Annotated in this window: 18 protein-coding genes; 10 read left to right on the top strand and 8 right to left on the bottom strand. The window is 73.8% G+C overall.

The genetic code is table 11. The annotated features are described in order from the left end of the window. Positions 1 to 24 precede the first annotated feature (24 nt). From BGK67_RS06260 to BGK67_RS06245, 4 genes are all read right to left on the bottom strand, one after another. Positions 25 to 645: a TetR/AcrR family transcriptional regulator gene (locus BGK67_RS06260; protein WP_069918965.1), complete on the bottom strand. Its 621-nt coding sequence runs from the start codon at positions 643 to 645 to the stop codon at positions 25 to 27. A gap of 37 nt (positions 646 to 682) precedes the next feature. Further along, on the bottom strand, positions 683 to 1,366 hold the full coding sequence (locus BGK67_RS06255) for a phosphatase PAP2 family protein (protein WP_069918964.1): 684 nt from the start codon (positions 1,364 to 1,366) through the stop codon (positions 683 to 685). 50 nt (positions 1,367 to 1,416) lie between these two features. Beyond that, positions 1,417 to 2,355 (bottom strand): M56 family metallopeptidase, encoded by a 939-nt coding sequence (locus BGK67_RS06250; RefSeq protein ID WP_069918963.1) that lies wholly within the window; start codon positions 2,353 to 2,355, stop codon positions 1,417 to 1,419. A gap of 81 nt (positions 2,356 to 2,436) precedes the next feature. Next, a complete protein-coding gene (locus BGK67_RS06245; protein WP_069923668.1) occupies positions 2,437 to 2,946 on the bottom strand; it encodes a DUF5134 domain-containing protein in 510 nt (169 codons plus the stop codon). 146 nt (positions 2,947 to 3,092) lie between these two features. Between BGK67_RS06245 and BGK67_RS06240 the strand changes: the two genes are divergently transcribed. Beyond that, a complete protein-coding gene (locus BGK67_RS06240; protein WP_069918962.1) occupies positions 3,093 to 3,632 on the top strand; it encodes a GNAT family N-acetyltransferase in 540 nt (179 codons plus the stop codon). Positions 3,633 to 3,642: 10 nt separating this feature from the next. Here BGK67_RS06240 and BGK67_RS06235 read toward each other — a convergent pair whose 3' ends face one another. Further along, a complete protein-coding gene (locus tag BGK67_RS06235; protein WP_069918961.1) occupies positions 3,643 to 4,335 on the bottom strand; it encodes a glycerophosphodiester phosphodiesterase in 693 nt (230 codons plus the stop codon). 191 nt (positions 4,336 to 4,526) lie between these two features. Continuing rightward, entirely contained in the window at positions 4,527 to 5,165 is a 639-nt protein-coding gene (locus BGK67_RS06230; protein WP_069918960.1) for a PadR family transcriptional regulator, read from the bottom strand. Positions 5,166 to 5,214: 49 nt separating this feature from the next. Between BGK67_RS06230 and BGK67_RS06225 the strand changes: the two genes are divergently transcribed. From BGK67_RS06225 to BGK67_RS06200, 6 genes are all read left to right on the top strand, one after another. Further along, complete coding sequence (locus BGK67_RS06225; protein WP_069918959.1) at positions 5,215 to 6,339, top strand: LLM class flavin-dependent oxidoreductase; 1,125 nt, start codon at positions 5,215 to 5,217, stop codon at positions 6,337 to 6,339. Then, a complete protein-coding gene (locus BGK67_RS06220; protein ID WP_079154049.1) occupies positions 6,336 to 7,439 on the top strand; it encodes an alpha/beta hydrolase in 1,104 nt (367 codons plus the stop codon). Before BGK67_RS06225 ends, BGK67_RS06220 begins: the two co-directional genes overlap by 4 nt. Before the next feature lie 90 nt (positions 7,440 to 7,529). Further along, positions 7,530 to 8,936 (top strand): DUF6421 family protein, encoded by a 1,407-nt coding sequence (locus tag BGK67_RS06215; RefSeq protein ID WP_069918958.1) that lies wholly within the window; start codon positions 7,530 to 7,532, stop codon positions 8,934 to 8,936. Between the two features lie 26 nt (positions 8,937 to 8,962). Next, complete coding sequence (locus BGK67_RS06210) at positions 8,963 to 9,724, top strand: SDR family NAD(P)-dependent oxidoreductase (RefSeq protein ID WP_069918957.1); 762 nt, start codon at positions 8,963 to 8,965, stop codon at positions 9,722 to 9,724. Then, entirely contained in the window at positions 9,703 to 10,797 is a 1,095-nt protein-coding gene (locus BGK67_RS06205; protein WP_069918956.1) for a threonine aldolase family protein, read from the top strand. Before BGK67_RS06210 ends, BGK67_RS06205 begins: the two co-directional genes overlap by 22 nt. 100 nt (positions 10,798 to 10,897) lie before the next feature. Beyond that, on the top strand, positions 10,898 to 11,500 hold the full coding sequence (locus BGK67_RS06200; protein WP_069918955.1) for a transglutaminase-like domain-containing protein: 603 nt from the start codon (positions 10,898 to 10,900) through the stop codon (positions 11,498 to 11,500). Here BGK67_RS06200 and BGK67_RS06195 read toward each other — a convergent pair. After that, positions 11,436 to 12,674 (bottom strand): MFS transporter, encoded by a 1,239-nt coding sequence (locus tag BGK67_RS06195; protein ID WP_069918954.1) that lies wholly within the window; start codon positions 12,672 to 12,674, stop codon positions 11,436 to 11,438. The two genes, BGK67_RS06200 and BGK67_RS06195, sit on opposite strands and share 65 nt — an antisense overlap. A gap of 77 nt (positions 12,675 to 12,751) precedes the next feature. Here BGK67_RS06195 and BGK67_RS06190 point away from each other — a divergent pair, with 77 nt between their 5' ends. Beyond that, complete coding sequence (locus BGK67_RS06190) at positions 12,752 to 13,303, top strand: CGNR zinc finger domain-containing protein (protein ID WP_069918953.1); 552 nt, start codon at positions 12,752 to 12,754, stop codon at positions 13,301 to 13,303. Between the two features lie 64 nt (positions 13,304 to 13,367). Here the strand turns inward: BGK67_RS06190 and BGK67_RS06185 are convergent, their stop codons facing one another. Further along, complete coding sequence (locus tag BGK67_RS06185; RefSeq protein ID WP_069918952.1) at positions 13,368 to 14,090, bottom strand: lysophospholipid acyltransferase family protein; 723 nt, start codon at positions 14,088 to 14,090, stop codon at positions 13,368 to 13,370. A 238-nt stretch (positions 14,091 to 14,328) separates the two neighbouring features. Here BGK67_RS06185 and BGK67_RS06180 point away from each other — a divergent pair, with 238 nt between their 5' ends. After that, positions 14,329 to 14,682 (top strand): TlpA family protein disulfide reductase, encoded by a 354-nt coding sequence (locus BGK67_RS06180; protein WP_069918951.1) that lies wholly within the window; start codon positions 14,329 to 14,331, stop codon positions 14,680 to 14,682. Positions 14,683 to 14,934: 252 nt separating this feature from the next. Continuing rightward, positions 14,935 to 15,462 carry a flavin reductase family protein gene (locus tag BGK67_RS06175; protein ID WP_069918950.1) on the top strand — a complete coding sequence of 176 codons (528 nt, stop codon included), beginning with the start codon at positions 14,935 to 14,937 and terminating at the stop codon, positions 15,460 to 15,462. The last annotated feature ends 21 nt before the right edge of the window (positions 15,463 to 15,483 follow it).

Here is a 15,483-nt window from a genome sequence, read left to right as displayed (position 1 = left end):
CGCCGGCGGCCGGTGACGGTGGCCTCAGCGAATCGTTCCGCCGGGCGGCCCGCCGTCCGGCGGAGCGCCGAGCTCCCAGTCCAGCCCGTAGCGCTGGAACAGCTCGGCCCGCAGCCGGGCCAGGGGCATGGGCGCACCGGGCAGCAGGACCGCCACCACGGCGCCCATCAGCAGCGCCCGCAGCAGCGGATAGTCCGCGTCCACGTCCGGCGAGCCGTACCGCGCGACGGTGTCCCGCAGCAGCTCCGCGAGCCGCTGCTGCTCCGGGCACTGCACGAAGCCCTCGGCCGTGAGGATGCCCGCCATGTGCGTGCGCATCAGCAGCGGCTGGTCGCGGGCCAGCCCGAGGACGGCGTCGATGGCGCGCGCCAACCGCTCCCGCCCGTCGTCGCCGCGCGGCTCCCGCTCCAGGGCCGCCTCCAGGGTGAGGTGCATCAGCCGGTGCACCGCCGACTGCAGCAACTGCCGCTTGCCCGGGAAGTAGTACGAGACCAGGCCGCGTGCCGCGCCCGCCCGGTCGGCGATGTCGCCGAGGGTCGTGGCCTCGTAGCCCCGCTCGGCGACGAGCTCGACCGTGGCCTGGAGCAGCCGCTCCCGGGAACGTCTGCGCAATTCTTCATTGACCGATGCGCTGCGCGGGGACATGCTTACTCCTGCGTTGACTGGCTCGGAGCCAATATACTCAGCGCGCGGGGCCGCCTGCTCTGGGTGACACGGGGGATCGCCCAGAGCAGGCACCCTCCCGGCGGGGGCCCGCGGTGGCCGCGACGAGTACCACCAGGGCCGCGCCCAGCAGCCACCCGCCCAGGACGTCCGACGGCCAGTGCACCCCGAGGTAGATCCGGGTGAAGCCCACCCCTAGCACCGAGATCCCGGCAGCGGCCCACGCCGCGGCCACCGCCCCCCGCGGGGCCCGGCGGGGGAGTAGCCACAGCAGCAGCCCGCACGCCACGGCCGCCGTCATCGCGTGGCCCGAGGGATAGGCCGCGAACTCCGCCCGGTCCACCGGATCCGGCCACTGCGGGCGCTCCCGCCCCACCAGAGCCTTCAGTCCCTGCTGCACCGCGGTCGCCACGAGCACCGCCACCCCCAGCCGCACGGCAGACTCCCGCCGGCCCCGCAGCCACAGCAGCACGCAGGCCGCGGCGGTCAGGGCCCGCATGGCCCAGGGGTCCCACACCCAGTCGCTGAAGATCCGCATCGTCTGCGTGACCCCGGGATGGGCGACGGCGTGCCGGTGGAGATCCCGGACCACCTGCTCGTCGAAGGAGAGCAGCGGCCGCCACCGCGCCACCACCAGGGCCGTCACGACGGCCGCGAGCAGGGCGCAGCCGATGCCCGCCTGACGCAAGTGATCGTTCCGCATAGGGGGATCCTCGCACCCACCGCCCCCGGCCCCGGACGGCGCGCGGTCCGCTACCCCAGGGCGCTCAGCCCGGGCACGAAGGCCACCAGCAGCGGTACCGCCGGCACCAGGGCGGCCAGCGCCGTCAGCCGTAGCCTGCTCATCGCGGACAGCCGGGGCGCGGCCGACAGGAGCCGGCGCACCCGCTCCTGGACGTGTGCCTGCGGGGCCGCGGAAGGCCCGAACACCCCCCGGTCCTCGTTCAGCCCGACCAGGGCCAGCGCGATCGTGAGCCGTCCGTACCGCCGCGAGGCCACGTCGTCGGCGGCCAGTTCGACCAGGCGGTGCATCTGCGCCTCGAAGGCCGCGAAGACCGGCACCTGCGGAAAACCCCCGGCCAGGGCCCGCGAACAGTGCAGCAGCCAGTCGTGCCGGGCGGCCGCGTGCCCCTGCTCGTGGGCCAGGACTGCGTCGAGCTGGCTCCCCTTCAGCCGGCCCAGCGCCGCCGTCGTGACCACCAGCCGCGGGGCCGACCCGGACAGCCACCAGGCGTCCGGCCGGGGGCCCTCCAGTACGACCAGCCGCGCGCCCGTGGGCTCCTCCCCGGGCAGCAGCGGGGCCCGCACCAGCAGTTCGCTGCCCCGCGCGCGCCGCCGGGCCCGCGCCCCCAGCACCTCCCGGGCCAGCATCGCCGCGGTCCACAGCGCCCCGCCCGCCAGTACGAGCGCGGTGCCGGCGGCCCAGGGCCCGCCGGACGCCCCCAGGGCGTAGGCGTCGACGACCCCGTGCGGGGCGGCGGCGAAGAGCCGGCCGCGCACCGCGTGCCAGGCCGCGGCCGCGCTCAGCAGCATCGACAGCCCGAAGCACAGGAGCACCGCGGCCACCACGCACTGCCACACCCACAGGGCCACGACGGGTTCGCGCTCGGGCCAGCGGGCGCGGGCCAGCAGCCGGGGCGCGAGCAGCGCGGTCAGGGCACCGAGCAGCAGGAGGGCGACGGGGACCATCATGGCCGCCAGCCTATGAGCGCGGGGCTACCTGCGGGTACGGTCGCGGGGCATTGGTGACGCAGGACACGTGCGCCCGCGCCTTCACATCATGAGCAGCATCGCCAACATCCCCATCCCCATGGCCAGTCGGCAGGCCCGGGACAGCTCGGCCGCCGCCACCGGGCAGGTGCCCCGCGCGGGGCCGCCCGCCGCCACCAGCCGGGCCCCGCCCAGCAGCACGTACCCGGCGAAGTAGAGCAGCAGCACCCCGGTGACCAGGGACGGCCCCCCGCCGTGCCCGTGGCCCGCCGCCGCCATCAGTGCCATGTAGGCCATGGCCAGCGAGCCCACCAGGTGGTGCGCGTGGCGCACCCCGCCGCGCAGCAGCCACACCGCGTGCAGGGCGGCGGCGCAGAACACCGCGCCGAGCGCGAGCGCCTGCCACCCGCCACGGTCCCCGAGGGGCACCGCCATCAGCGCCATGCCGAACGCCATCACGGCCTCCCCGGCCGCGGCCCCGCCCGATCTGCGCACCTGCCGCAGGCAGTACGCCCCGCTCACCGCGCACAGGACGACGAGCAGCCAGGCGGAGGCGAGGTCGGAGGGGGACATGGCGGAACCGTGCACGGCGGAACCTCCCGGTTCGTCGGCGTCACGGAAAGGGATGCCCCTCTCACGGCGCCTTCACGCGGCCCCGGGATAGGCTCTGCCTGCCGTATCCGGCATGCCGCATGCCGCCGCGCAGAACGGAGTCACCGATGTCGACCGCCAACCCCGCCGCCCTCAGCTTCCGCAGCGCCGTCGAGGCGGACGTGAGCGAGCTGGTGGCCCTCGTGGAGTCGGCGTACCGGGGTGACGCCAGCCGCGGCGGCTGGACCACGGAGGCCGACCACCTGGAAGGGCAGCGCACCGACGCGGAGGGCGTCCGCCAGATCATCGACGCGGCCGACAGCACCCTCGTGGTCGTCGAGCGCGCGGACGAGATCGTCGCCTGCTGCCAGCTCGAACACCGGGGGGACCACGCCTACTTCGGAATGTTCGCCGTCCGCCCGGGGCTCCAGGGCGCGGGCCTCGGCAAGGAGATCCTGGCCGAGGCCGAGCGTCGCGCCCGTGACGCGTGGGGCGCCAAGGAGATGCGGATGACGGTGGTGAACGTACGGGAGGAGCTCATCGCCTACTACGTGCGCCGCGGATACCGGCGCACCGGCGAGCTGAGCCCCTTCCCCTACGGTGACGAGCGCTTCGGCGTCCCGCTCCGCGACGACCTGGCCTTCGAGCTGCTGGTCAAATCGCTGTAGCCGGACCGGCCTACGCGGTGAAGCGGCCCGTGCTGCGGATCTCCGGGAAGTCCGTGACGGCGCCGTCCAGTTCGAGCGCCCGCGCGAGCCGCAGCAGGTCGAGGGTGTTCACGGCCCGGCCGGTCACCCGCAGCCCGGCGGCGTGCGCCGCTTCGACGGCCTCCAGGCTCAGCCGCCGGACGTCCAGGGCGATCGACGCCGCACCCGCGGCCGTCGCCCGGCCCACGACTCCTTCGGCACCGTCGTCGGGAGCGGCCGCGTACAGCACGGTCCGGACCCCCGGGACCCGCCGCGCGATCTCGGCGAGCAGCGCGTCGTCGAAGGAGGCCACCTCCACCCGGCCGGTCAGGTCGCGGCGCAGCAGCAGTTCCGCCAGCGCGCCGGCGGCGGCCCGGTCCCGTACCGCCACCTGGAGCGGGGTCCGGACCGCGTCCAGGACGTCCTCGAACACCGGCACGCGCTCGCCCTGACCGGCGTCCAGCCCGCGCAGTTCGGCCAGGGTCAGATCGGCGACGGCGCCCGAGCCGTCGGTGGTCCGGTCCACCTCGGGGTCGTGCAGGGCGACGAGGGCGCCGTCCTTGCTCAGCTGGACGTCCAGAGCGATGACGTCCATGCCGGAACGTTCCGCTCGGAGATACGACCGCAGGGTGTTCTCCGGTTCGACACCCATGACCCCGCGGTGACCGATGGTGAGGAAAGTCAAGGTTCTCTCGCTTCCGTCGACGGCGGCTCCCCGCGCGGACGCGGTGTCCCGACCGGCCGCGCGCGATGAGGACGCATGCTAGTGCGCCCGAGGTGCGAAGGGACCGGCCGTGCAAGGCCCCGCGGGGGCGTACCGGCCGCTTCCCGTCGGGGTTGTGAGCCCCCGCGCGGCCGGCGGCGGGGGCGTCGCCGTCACCCGGGCGTGGGCGCGTCCCCATCGGCTTGACGGGCCACGCCGGCCGGGCCGTCCAGGGCCGCCAGATCGGTGCGGAGGGCTTCGCCGAGCTCCAGTTCCGCCAGGTGCTGCCGCTCGCTCCAGCGCAGCGCGAGCGCGGGGAAGGCCCACTCCGGGACCTCGCCCGCCTCCGCCAGGGCCTCCCGCACGGCCGCCAGCTCGCCCCGGGTGCGCTCCAGGTGTTCGTCCACCATCGCGCGCAGCCGCTCCGGCTCGGCCAGGTGCCCGAGCCAGACCCGCAGCAGCAGCCCGTGCTTGAGCACCGGGGGCCCGGCGTCCGCCGTGCCGCCGGCCCAGCCGGCCAGCGCCTCGCGTCCCGCCTCGGTGATGGCGTAGCGCCGCTTGGCCCGCACCTCCTCGGGCCCCGAGCGCGCGGAAGCCGCGTAGCCCAGCTCCTCCAGGCGGCGCAGCTCGGCGTAGATCTGGCTGATGGCGGGCGACCAGTAGAAGAAGCGCAGGGAGGAGTCCGCCCATTTCTTCAGCTCGTAGCCGGTGCGCTCCCCGGGGAAGGAAAGAAGGCCGAGAACCGCCCACGCGGTCGGCGGCAGCTCCCGCTTCCCGGACTCTTGCTTCTTTTGCTTCTGACTATTAGTCATATGGCTCATTGAAGTAAGACCGGGCACGGGACGCAACCCTGGAGGCGCCGTGAAATTCTCCGTGATCTTCGAAGCCCAGCTCGCCGACCCCACCGTGGAGCGCGAGCATCAGGTGATCCGCGACTGCGTGGAGCAGGCCGTGCTCGCCGAGCGGATGGGCTTCGACCGGATCTGGGCGGTCGAACACCACTCGCTGAAGTGGTACGCCCACATGTCCGCCCCGGAGATCTTCCTGACCTGGGTCGCGGCCAGGACCAGCACCATACGCATCGGGCACGGGGTGGTGTGCATGCCCTTCAACTTCAACCACCCGGTGCGGGTCGCCGAACGGGCGGCCATGCTCGACCTGCTCTCCGGCGGGCGGCTCGACCTCGGCGCCGGGCGCGGGGGCACCGAGCAGGAGACCTCGCTGTGCGGGGTGGACCGGGAACGCACCACCGCGGAGGTGGAGGAGGCCCTGCGGATCATCGGCAGGGCCTGGCAGGAGGAGGAGTTGGAATACCACGGCCCCCTGATCGACATCGACCCCCACCCGATCCTGCCGAGGCCGGCGCAGACCCCGCATCCGCCGCTGTTCCTGGCCTGCAGCTGCGGCGAGACCCTGGTGCGGGCCGCCGAGCTGGGGATCGGGGCCCTGGTGATGGGCTTCGCCGGACCGGAGTCGATCGCGGGGATGCGGGCCGTGTACGACGCGGCGGTCGCCGGGCGGGACGGCAGCCGGTTCGTGTCCACCGCCGTCAACGACCACTTCTCGGTGCTCTGCCCGACCATCGTGCTCGACGACCGGGAGGAGGCGCGCCGGATCGGCATCCGCGGCCAGCGGTTCTTCGCCCAGTCCATCGGCCACTGGTACGGCGGCGCGGGCGTCCCCGACGAGGCCGTGGTGGCGGGCGCGGACGAGGCCGCGCGGATGCGCGAGGCGGCCGAGCAGGTGGTGGCCCGGCTGCACGAGCAGGACATCCCGGTGCGGCCCACCTCCACCGCCACCTTCAACGCCGACCACGCCTACGGCCGCGCGGACGACGCCATCGCGTACGTGGAACGGCTCAGGGAGGCCGGGGCCGACGAGATCATGTGCCTGATCCAGATGGGCACCGTGGAGCAGGAGGCCTGTCTGGAGACCCTGCGCCAGTGGGGCGAGAAGGTCATCCCCCACTTCCGGGGCCGGCGATGACCGCCCCCCGGCCCGGCCCGGACCTCGGCTCCGGCCGGCGGGCGGGCCCGGACCCCGGCCCCGGCCCGCGGGCGGGCACGGACCGCGGCCTCGGCCCCGGCCCGGGACCCGGCCCGGACCCGGTCCCCGGCCTCGACCCCGCCGCCCGGCCCTACCTCGACGCGCTCACCGCCGCCTTCCCCGACCTCGGCGGGAGCGTCACCGACGCCCGCGAGGCCCGGCGCATCCTGGCGGCCGCGCCCCGGCCGCCCGCCGACCCGCCCCGCGTCGGAGCGGTCGAGGACCTGGAGGTCCCCGGCCCGCCCGGAGCCCCGCCGGTCCCCGTTCGGATCTACCTGCCCGACCCCGAGGAGTGGCCCGGGCCGCGCCCCACCGTGCTCTTCCTCCACGGCGGCGGCTTCGTCCTGTGCGACCTGGACACCCACGACACCACCGCCCGCGCCCTGTCCCGGGCGGCCGGCGCGGCCGTGGTCTGCGTGGACTACCGGCGGGCTCCCGAGCACCGCTTCCCGGCCGCCGCGGAAGACGCCCACGCCGCCCTGTGCTGGGCCGGCGCGCACCTGGGCCGGCTGGGCGGCGACCCCCGCGCCCTGGTCGTCGCGGGGGACAGCGCCGGGGGCAACCTCGCCGTCGCCGCACTGCTGCTGGCCCGTGCCCGCGGGGGGCCGGCCGTCGCCCTCCAGGCGCTGGCCTATCCCGTGCTCGACGCCGCACAGGACTCGGCGTCCTACCGGACGTACGCCGAGGGGTGCTTCCTGACCGCCGCGCACCTGCGCTGGTTCTGGGAGCAGTACCTGGGTCCGGGCGGCGACGGCGGGGATCCGCTGGCCTCGCCGCTCCGGGCGGACCTCACCGGGCTGCCGCCCGCGCACCTGGTGGTCGCCGGGTGCGACCCGCTGCGGGACGAGGGGCGTGCCTACCACCGCAGGCTGGCCGAGTGCGGCGTCCCCTCCGTTCTGGACGAGCGTCCCGGGATGTTCCACGGGTTCCTGGCCCTCGCCGGGGTGCTGCCGCAGGCCCGGGAGGCCATGGCGCGACTGGGCGGAGCCATCAGTTCCACCCTGAAAGACGGGAAGACTTCCGGCGAAGCAGGGGGTTAGGCAGGATAATTTCCCGAGATCCCTCTTGAACGAGAGAGCCTGCGCCGTTTACCCTGCCTTGACGTGAGGTTCTCCTGTGGAGGAAGTGACATGACGGAAACTCTTGTGCCGGGTGCCGGCGGTGCCGTGATAACCGCCGGGACGCGGGTGGTCGACCACCCCGCATGGCCCGCGCTCAAGGCCGCCGTGGAGGAGATCCGCCCCTGGCAGGCCAAGGACGGCTCCATCGACTTCGAGGCCGCCGCGGCACCCACCCGGTCCGAGGCCGCGGCCGCGGTCGAGTGCGTGGTCGAGGGCGTCGAGGCGCTGTCGCCGCTGCTCCCGCACGCCGCCGCGTACCACCGGGCGCTCGTCGCGGACCTGCGCAAGTGGGTCGCCGACGACTTCCGGGTGCCCGACTTCCTCGACTCGCTGCTGGCCTTCCAGCCGGCCGCCGAGCGCACCGACGGGCTCCAGCACCTCGTGGTCTTCCCCATGTACACGCAGAACGGCAATCCGGACCGCAACCTGGAGGCCGTCGTCCTGCGCATGGTGTGGCCCGAGTGGCTCGCCGAGCTCGAGCGCACCCGGTACGACAACCCGCTCTTCCTCGGCATCACCTTCGAGGACTTCACCCCGGGCTACGACACCCACTCCGCCGTGCTCTTCCCGGAGACCATCGCGGTGCGCGAGGCCCCGGAGCGCTTCACCTGGGGCGGCATCTTCTGCGACCGCGAGGCGGCCCGCTACCGCAAGGTCACCGAGGCCGCGGTCGACATCCTCGGCATCGAACTGCCCGAGGACATCGCCGCCATGGTCCGGGACCAGGAGCGCTGCGAGAAGGCGTTCGTCCTGTGGGACATGGTCCACGACCGCACCCACAGCCACGGCGACCTGCCGTTCGACCCCTTCATGATCAAGCAGCGCCAGCCGTTCTGGATGTACGGCCTGGAAGAGCTGCGCTGCGACCTCACCGCCTTCAAGGAGGCCGTGAAGCTGGAGTCCGAGGGCAACGAGCACGGCCGCGACGTCCAGTACGCCGTCCTCTTCGACCGGATGTTCCGCTTCCCGGTCTCCGGCGACCGCAACCGCAACTACGACGGTCTCGGCGGCCAGCTGCTCTTCGCCTACCTCCACAAGCACGACGTCGTGCGCTGGACGGACAACAAGCTGAAGATCGACTGGATGCGCGCCCCGCAGGTCACCAACCAGCTGTGCGCCGAGATCGAGGACCTCTACCGGGCCGGCATCGACCGCCCGAAGCTGGTCCACTGGTTCAAGGCCTACGAGCTGGTCTCGACGTACCTCGCCCCGCACCCGGGCTCCAAGTGGGCCAAGGGCCCCGACGCCCTCGACATGACGCAGCCTCCGCGCAAGCTCGTGGACGACGTGCTTCCGGACGAGTTTCCGCTCAGCATGTTCTATGAGGCGCTCGCCAAGAAGCTCAAGGGCGTGATCGCCTCCGCCAAGGGCATTACCGCCCTCAACGCCGAGCAGGCCGAGCGAGTCGCCGCGTGAGCGACCGCCCACAGGAGGCTGTACAGATGAACGGCTCCGGAAACGGCAACGGAAAGCTGCACGGAGCGGTGGTGGCGGTGGCCGGGGCCGGTGGCCCCGCCGGCCGCGCCACCCTGCTCCGCCTCGCCGAGGCGGGCGCCTCGGTCGTCGCGTCCGACGCCGATCCGGCGCGGCTCGCCGAGGCGGTGGACGCAGCGCGCTACGCCCACGGCGGCGCCACCATCACCGGTGACACCGTGGACCTGCTCGACCTCTCCGCCACCCAGGCCTGGGCCGAGCAGGTCGAGAAGGAGTTCGGCCGGATCGACGGCCTGGTCCACCTCGTCGGCGGCTGGCGCGGCAGCAAGACCTTCACCGACGTCGACCTCGCGGACTGGGCGTTCCTGGAGAAGCTCCTCATCCGCACGGTCCAGCACACCTCGCTCGCCTTCCACGACGGACTGCTGCGCAGCGACCGGGGCCGTTACGTCCTGGTCAGCCAGTCCGGCGCGCACAAGCCGGTCGCCAACAACGCCGCGTACAACGCGGGCAAGGCGGCTGCCGAGGCCTGGACGCTGGCCCTCGCGGACTCCTTCCGCAAGGCGGGGGGCGATGACGGCCCCGGCGCGGCGGCTGCGATCCTGGTCATCAAGGCACTGGTGCACGACGCGATGCGCGCCGAGCGTCCCAATGCGAAGTTCGCGGGCTTCACCGACGTCAAGGAGCTGGCCGAGGCCATCGCCGGCGTCTGGGAGCGACCCGCCATCGATGTGAACGGACAGCGTCTGTGGCTCACTCCGCAACCGTGAGAACCGATGCCGGGAAGACCGACGCCCGGCGCCACCACGACCCGGCGGTCCGCGGTTTCGCGAGCGACAACTACGCGGGGGTACACCCCGAGGTCCTCGCGGCCGTCGCGCTCGCCAACGGCGGCCACCAGGTCTCCTACGGCGAGGACGAGTACACCGAACACCTGCAGAAGATCTTCCGCAGCCACTTCGGGCCGTACGCGCAGGCCTTCCCGGTCTTCAACGGCACGGGCGCCAACGTCGTCGCCCTGCAGGCCATGACCGACCGGTGGGGCGCGGTGATCTGCGCCAAGACGGCCCACATCAACGTGGACGAGGGCGGCGCGCCGGAGCGGATGGCGGGTATCAAGCTGCTCGCCGTCCCGACGCCGGACGGCAAGCTCACCCCCGAGCTGATCGACCAGGAGGCCTGGGGCTTCGAGGACGAGCACCGGGCGATGCCCCAGGTCGTCTCGATCACCCAGAACACCGAACTGGGCACGGTCTACACCCCGGACGAGATCAAGGCCATCTGCGAGCACGCGCACGGCCTCGGCATGAAGGTGCACCTCGACGGAGCCCGGATAGCCAACGCCGCGGCCTCGCTCGACGTGCCGATGCGCACCTTCACGAACACGGTGGGCGTGGACGTGCTGTCGTACGGCGGCACGAAGAACGGCATGATGTTCGGCGAGGCCGTGGTGGTGCTCAACCCGGACGCGGTCCGGCAGATGAAGCACATCCGCAAGATGTCGATGCAGCTCGCGTCGAAGATGCGGTTCGTCTCGGTCCAGCTGGAGGCGCTGCTCGCCAAGGACCTGTGGCTGCGCAACGCCCGCCACGCCAACGCGATGGCGCAGCGGCTCGCCGCCGGCGTGCGCGAGGCCGACGGCGTGGAGATCCTCTACCCGGTGCAGGCGAACGCGGTGTTCGCCCGGCTGCCGCACGAGGTCTCGAGGCGGCTGCAGGAGCGCTACCGCTTCTACTTCTGGGACGAGGCGGCCGGCGACGTCCGCTGGATGTGCGGCTTCGACACCCAGGAGGAGGACGTGGACGGCTTCCTCCAGGCGCTGAAGGAAGAACTGGCGCGCTGAGCCCGTCCCCCAGCCCCGCCGGCGCGCCTCGGCTCCGTGCGGTTGGGCTCCGCATAAATCGATAGTTGTGCGGATGGTCGCATAGGTATGCTCCTGGATCATGGAATGGATCCAGGAGCAGCCCGACCTCGCCGCCTATCTGGCGGCCGACGAAGCCATAGATCACGAGCACCCGGTGGTGCGTGAAACGGCCGACGCCTTCTGGACCGTCACGGACGGCGACGCGTACGCCTACGCCGAGGCGGTCTTCGCGTACGTCCGCGACGCCGTCCCGCACTCCGCCGACTCCGGCGACCCGCGCGTCTCCTGGCGCGCCTCCGACGTCCTGGCCACCCGCAACGGAATCTGCTACGCCAAGTCCCACGCCCTCGCCGCGCTGCTCCGCGCCCAGGGCATCCCGGCCGCCCTGTGCTACCAGCTCCTCGCCGACGACGACGGATCGAACCCCGTGGTCCACGGCCTGGTCGCGCTCCGGCTGCCCGGCACCCGGAGCTGGGCCCGGGTGGACCCGCGCGGCAACAAGCCCGGTGTGGACGCCCGGTTCAGCCTCGACGTGGAGCAACTGGCCTTCCCCGTACGCCCGGAGCTCGGCGAGATCGACTACCCCCGGTTGTACGCCGCCCCGCACCCGGCCGTGCTCAAGGCGCTCCAGGACTCCGCCGACCGGCCGCGGTTGTGGGAGAACCTGCCGACCGGCCTGTGACCGCGGCCGCCGGGGCGGGCCTCCGCGCCGCCGTCAGCCCGTGCAGCAGCGCCGCCGCGAGCTGGAGCCCGGCGATCCCGGTCAGCAGGGTCCACGGGGGTGCGCCGGCCGCGAAGCCCACCAGGGCCGCCCCGGCCGAGGCCGCCGTCACCTTGAGGCCGGCGCCCAGGGTGAACACCTGCGTCCGCACCGCGTCCGGGGCGTACTCCGCGCGGATCCGCAGGGTGGCCGTGAGCAGCGGTCCGTCGCACACCCCGGCCACGGCGAACAGGGCCACCGTGCCGACGAGGGAGGGCGTGAACGCGGCCGCGGCCAGCGCCGCCCCGGTCCCGGCCAGCGCCCACCGCACCAGCCGGCCGGGCTCCACGGACGTCATCCGGCCCAGCGTCAGCGAGCCCGCCAGGGCGCCCACCGCGAAGGCCGTCATCAGCACGCCCCCGGCGCCCGGGCTGCCGAGCCCCGCCGCCAGCAGGACCGAGGTGGTGGTGAGGGAGCCGATGCCCACGAACGCCAGGGTCGTCGCCGAGGTGACGGCCCGCAGCTCCCTGACCCGCCACAGGGCGGCGAGCCCTGCCCCCAGCCCGGCCCGGGGCGCCTCCCGGGGCGCGGCCGCGCCCGGGACCCCGTACGGGAGGGTCGCGGCGAGCGCGGCCGCCAGCGCGCCGGACCCCGCCAGGACCCCCATCGCCGGAGCCGCCGAGCCCAGGGCCGTGACCAGGCTGACCGCCGCCGGCGCGGTCACCGCGGCCGCGTTGTAGGTGGAGGCGTCCCAGCCGTAGGCGCGGTCCCGCCCGGCGCCCGCCGGGACCAGCCCGGTGACCAGGCTGGAGAGCCCGCCCGTCACCATCGGCCCGCAGCTCCCGCCGAGCACCGCCACCCCGAGGACCACCGGCAGCGGGGCCCGGCCCAGCAGCAGGGCCAGCGCCGCCACGGCGGCCGTGAAACCGGCCAGGGTGCCGAGGTGGAAGAGGCGCGGGCGGCTGGTCCGGCCCGCCGCGGCGCCCGCGAGCGGAGCCGCCAGGACGTGCGGCGCGAGCCAGGCCGTCAGGACGAACGCCCCGTACGAGGCGCTCCCGGTGCGCTCCAGGGCGAGCAGGACCACGGCCATGCCCATGCCCTCGGAGGCGAACCGCGCGGCCAGCGCCGCCGCCAGGTACCGCCCGAACCCGTCCATCCCGACCCCCCGCTGCGGTAACGTGATAGCAGCACAAGACGTTACGTCATTCGGGTGTACGGGGAAAGGATCCGGGCATGGCGGACCCGCGAGGGGGCTTCTCGGCGGCCCGGCGGCTGATCGACCTCGCCGAGGCGGTCCGCGCGGAGCCCGAACTGCCGCGCACCGCACTCGCGGAGCTGCTCGCCGGCCACGGGGAGCGTCCGGCGGACCTCACCGAGCAGGCGTTCCCCGAGGCGGGCGCCGCCGAACTGCGGGCCGCCGCCCGCCGCATGGCGGGCGTGCTCCGCGAAACCGACGAGGACCGGGCCGCCGACGCCCTCAACGCGCTGCTGGAGGAGTGCGCGACCCGGCCCCGGCTGACCCGGCACGACGGGCATCCCTGGCACCTCCACGTGGACCGGGGCGAGGAGGCGGGCTGGGGCGACTGGTTCCTGGCCTCGGGCGCCCTCGCCCTCGCCCAGCTGCTCACCGAGTACGGACGGATCGCCTGGGGGGCCTGCGCCGCCGAGGGCTGCGGACGGTTCTTCCTCGCCACCGGGCCGGGCAGCGTGCGCCGCTACTGCTCCACCACGTGCGCCGGCCGCTCGCGGGTGGCGGCCCACCGTCGTCGCAAGCACGAAGCCTGACGGGGGCGCCGGGCAGGCGAAAGCGCGGCCGCGCCCCAAGGGGCGGGCCGCGCTCGGGGTTCCGTCAGCCGGCTTCCTTGACCTGGGCCGCCGTCGGGGCGCTGCCGCCGAGGTGGGCCGGCAGCCACCAGGAGTCGGTGGCGTCCTTCGGCTTGTCCGGATAGGCGCGCTGCGCCGCGTCCAGCAGCTCCTGCACGCGCTCGCGCACGCGCCGGGTGATGGCGCCGGCGTACTGGTCCGTCGGCGCCTCGATCGGCTCGCCGACCCGCAGGGTCACCGGGATGTGGCTGCGCTTCAGGTTCTTCGGGCGGCCCTTGGTCCACAGCCGCTGGGTGCCCCACAGCGCCACCGGGATCAGCGGGACCCCGGCCTCCTGGGCCATGCGCGCCGCGCCCGACTTGAAGCTCTTGAGGGTGAAGGACTGGGAGATCGTGGCCTCGGGGAACACCCCGATGATCTCGCCGGCCCGCAGCGAGTCAAGGGCGTGCTGGTACGCCGTCTCACCTTGCTTGCGGTCCACCGGGATGTGCTTCATCGCGCGCATCAGCGGGCCCGACACCTTGTGCCGGAAGACCGACTCCTTCGCCATGAAGCGCACCAGGCGCTTCTGCGGCCGCGCGGTCAGGCCGGCGAAGATGAAGTCGAGGTAGCCGATGTGGTTCGACACCAGGACCGCCCCGCCCTTGAGGGGGATGTTCTCGGTGCCCTTGAGGTCGATCCGGATGTCCAGCGCGCGGAACAGTCCGTGCGCGGCGCCGATCACGGGAGGGTAGACGAGCTCAGCCATGGTGGGGAGAGACCCCGCTTTCTGCCTGGGGAAATGCTCCCGGCCGGAAGTTACGGAAGCGTAGGTACGCGACTCATGGGGGATCGTGCCCCAAACGCGGGCTGCTGGCCAGCCCAGATGACTATGCCCAGGGAGATTCTCGTCACGCAGGGAATGCGGTTCTTCCGCAAGGCGCTCCGATCAGAGTACGAGCGTACGAGCATGGGACGCGTAAGCGGAGACGGCGAGGGGAGCGCGGGTGCGCGGGCAGGACGACGAGCGGCACGGCGGCCGGGGCGGCGGCCGGGGCCCGCTGGGCGCCGCGGAGCTGGGCGCGGAGCCCGGGGAGCGGGCCAGCCTGGTGCAGTTCTCCAGCGCCTTCTGCCAGCCCTGCCGGGCCACGCGGCGGATCCTCGCCGAGGTCGCGGGGATGGTCGAGGGAGTCGCGCACATCGAGATCGACGCCGAGGACCGGCTCGAACTGGTCCGATCGCTGGGCATCGAGAAGACCCCGACCGTGCTGGTCCTGGACGCGGCGGGCCGGATCGTGCGGCGAGCGGCCGGCATGCCGCGCAAGGCCGACGTGATCGCGGCCCTGGGCGCCGCCGTATGAAGCGGGCGCCGGTGCGCGCGCCGTCGCGCGGGCCCGCACGCGGCGTGACGCGCCTGACATCTGACGGATCCCGCTTGACTGTGTCCACGGGAGATCGCCACGCTGGCCGTATGCCGTCTGAACTCCTGCTCTACGGGCGGGTCCACGTGGACCTCGTCCGGTACGCGAGCGCGCGCTGTCGGGGTCGTTGAACGTCCCGGTCCCCGATCCCCGACAGCGCCCGCGTGCTCCGCGGCAGAAGGAAGTACCCCGATGACCGCTCCTGCGGCCCCGACCACCCCGTCCCTCCGGCCCGCCGGACACCCCGGCTCGCCCGACCTCCTGCGCTCCGTGTTCCGCCGGCACGCCGCCGGGGTCGCGGTGATCACCGCCGAGACCTGCGGGCGCCCGGCGGGCTTCACCGCCACCTCGCTCAACTCCGTCTCCGCGGACCCGCCGCTGCTCTCCTTCACCATCGGCACCGGGTCCTCCAGCTGGCCCGCGGTGCGCGACAGCGACCACCTCGGCGTCCACATACTGGGGGAGCACCAGCGGGAGCTCGCGGGCCTCTTCGCCCGGAGCGGCGCGGACCGTTTCGGCACGTCCACCGGCTGGAGCACGGGCCCGCACGGGGTTCCCGTACTGGACGACGTGCTCGCGTGGCTGGTGTGCCGGGTGGTGGCGAGGGTGCCCGCGGGCGAGCACCGTGTGATCATCGCCGAGGCGGTTGCGGGGGATCCGGCCGGAGAAGGTCGCCCCCTGCTCTACCACCAAGGTCGCTTCAACGCGCTGCGCGACTGAATCGTCCCTGTTGGGGCAGGT

This window comes from Streptomyces subrutilus (assembly GCF_001746425.1).
GTDB lineage: Bacteria > Actinomycetota > Actinomycetes > Streptomycetales > Streptomycetaceae > Streptomyces > Streptomyces subrutilus_A.
Note: the sequence above shows the minus strand (reverse complement) of the source record. Positions and strands in the feature narration are given on the sequence as shown.

Bases quoted from the DNA above. Each gene is read 5' to 3' on its own strand.
- BGK67_RS06215 (WP_069918958.1), top strand. From the start codon at position 7,530: ATGACGGAAACTCTTGTGCCGGGTGCCGGCGGTGCCGTGATAACCGCC.
- BGK67_RS06240 (WP_069918962.1), top strand. From the start codon at position 3,093: ATGTCGACCGCCAACCCCGCCGCCCTCAGCTTCCGCAGCGCCGTCGAG.
- BGK67_RS06255 (WP_069918964.1), bottom strand. From the start codon at position 1,366: ATGCGGAACGATCACTTGCGTCAGGCGGGCATCGGCTGCGCCCTGCTC.
- BGK67_RS06200 (WP_069918955.1), top strand. From the start codon at position 10,898: ATGGAATGGATCCAGGAGCAGCCCGACCTCGCCGCCTATCTGGCGGCC.
- BGK67_RS06195 (WP_069918954.1), bottom strand. From the start codon at position 12,674: ATGGACGGGTTCGGGCGGTACCTGGCGGCGGCGCTGGCCGCGCGGTTC.
- BGK67_RS06210 (WP_069918957.1), top strand. From the start codon at position 8,963: ATGAACGGCTCCGGAAACGGCAACGGAAAGCTGCACGGAGCGGTGGTG.
- BGK67_RS06250 (WP_069918963.1), bottom strand. From the start codon at position 2,355: ATGATGGTCCCCGTCGCCCTCCTGCTGCTCGGTGCCCTGACCGCGCTG.
- BGK67_RS06220 (WP_079154049.1), top strand. From the start codon at position 6,336: ATGACCGCCCCCCGGCCCGGCCCGGACCTCGGCTCCGGCCGGCGGGCG.
- BGK67_RS06230 (WP_069918960.1), bottom strand. From the start codon at position 5,165: ATGACTAATAGTCAGAAGCAAAAGAAGCAAGAGTCCGGGAAGCGGGAG.
- BGK67_RS06190 (WP_069918953.1), top strand. From the start codon at position 12,752: ATGGCGGACCCGCGAGGGGGCTTCTCGGCGGCCCGGCGGCTGATCGAC.
- BGK67_RS06260 (WP_069918965.1), bottom strand. From the start codon at position 645: ATGTCCCCGCGCAGCGCATCGGTCAATGAAGAATTGCGCAGACGTTCC.
- BGK67_RS06245 (WP_069923668.1), bottom strand. From the start codon at position 2,946: ATGTCCCCCTCCGACCTCGCCTCCGCCTGGCTGCTCGTCGTCCTGTGC.
- BGK67_RS06175 (WP_069918950.1), top strand. From the start codon at position 14,935: ATGACCGCTCCTGCGGCCCCGACCACCCCGTCCCTCCGGCCCGCCGGA.
- BGK67_RS06185 (WP_069918952.1), bottom strand. From the start codon at position 14,090: ATGGCTGAGCTCGTCTACCCTCCCGTGATCGGCGCCGCGCACGGACTG.